The sequence below is a fragment of the Acidithiobacillus albertensis genome (genome assembly GCF_001931655.1).
Classification (GTDB): Bacteria; Pseudomonadota; Gammaproteobacteria; order Acidithiobacillales; family Acidithiobacillaceae; genus Acidithiobacillus; species Acidithiobacillus thiooxidans.
In genome coordinates, this window is the sequence record NZ_MOAD01000127.1 from 1 (window position 1) to 1,317 (window position 1,317).

Consider the following 1,317-nt stretch of genomic DNA (forward strand, 5'->3'; position numbering starts at 1 on the left):
GATCCAGGTGATTCATGCCCACGCGCGTGAAATTACGCGCTTTGTCAAAGAAGGCATGCCTGCGATGATGCGGGGAATGATGTCCTCATGAGACGCAGGAATGCGGACTCAATATTTCAGGCTGTTTTGGATGCAACAGCGTGAATTTTTGCCGGTGTCCGCATCCTTCTCTTTTGAACCATCCCGGATAGTGAACCTTACGGTCGGACCCCAGCTATATCGCCATCCTGAAAAATCTGTAGATGGACCAATTGCCTAAATTTCAGTTGGGATCGTCCACTCTGTAAATTATCAAGTAGGTGAGCAGCATCAGAATGACCAGTGTTAGCGATATGCTCACCGGACCCGTACCCAGACCAAGGCCACCGAACTGAATGGGTTTGTCTGTCCAATCTGCGAAAGAGGCTCCCAATGGTCTGGTCAAAATATAGGCAATCCAGAAGGCAGCTATTTCATTAAGATCGAACATGAAATATGCAATCACGGGAATGCCAAACATTATGACAAACAAGATCCCCGATTCAAGGTAGCCTAAATCCAGGCTCGATGCAGTCATGTCACCAGCGGCGGTGCCCAACGCAAAGGTGGCTACAATGGTTGCCCAATAAAAAGCCTCGCGCCGAGGTATATGCACACTGTGTATGGAAAGCGTCTTTTCTTTGAGCTTCCAGATTCCCAGAATCCCGATCAATGCCATCAGAAAAACGGATGTCGAGATATCATAGGGGACACCCAGTACGACATGGGTAACGTCGGCTATTTGTGTCCCGAAAATACTTACCATGATAACAGCAAACCAGTAATAGTGTGCCTTATATTGATTGCTACGCATCTGCAACCAGAGAGCAATCAGGAATAATAACCCGCAACCAATAACAGCCAGATAGGGGTTCGTGTGAAAAACGAGAAAATCTGACGTGGCCTCTCCCATGGCAGTGGTCAGGAGTTTCGCCATCCAAAAATAAGCGGTAATTTTAGGTACCTTCAGGAGTGGTGCATTTCCGGAAGTGCGGTTGAAGATGGCTGTGTTCATTGATGTTCCTTATTTCTCTCTCATGAAACTGGTAGCAAGGTGATAAATCAGCTTGTCTACCCAGTATGTCAAAAGTTCTTGATAGGATTAACGCCCATCCTTAGATCAAAGCGAAAAGCCTGGAAATAAGGACGAAAGGGTATTCACAATGTCACTACAGGCTGGAATACCCAGAAGCTATTAATCTGGAATAGAGATTTTATACCAAAGTGATGCACCGATTAAAGCAATTAAATAATTCGTACCAGGTTCTGTTCCAGAATGAATGGATGAGATGGACTTCC

1 protein-coding gene is annotated in these 1,317 nt (G+C 45.8%); it reads right to left on the reverse strand.

What is annotated here, in order from left to right:
• Positions 1-262: 262 nt before the first annotated feature.
• Positions 263-1,033, reverse strand: a complete 771-nt coding sequence (locus BLW97_RS18500; protein WP_075324204.1) for a COG4705 family protein — start codon at positions 1,031-1,033, stop codon at positions 263-265.
• Positions 1,034-1,317 lie beyond the last annotated feature (284 nt).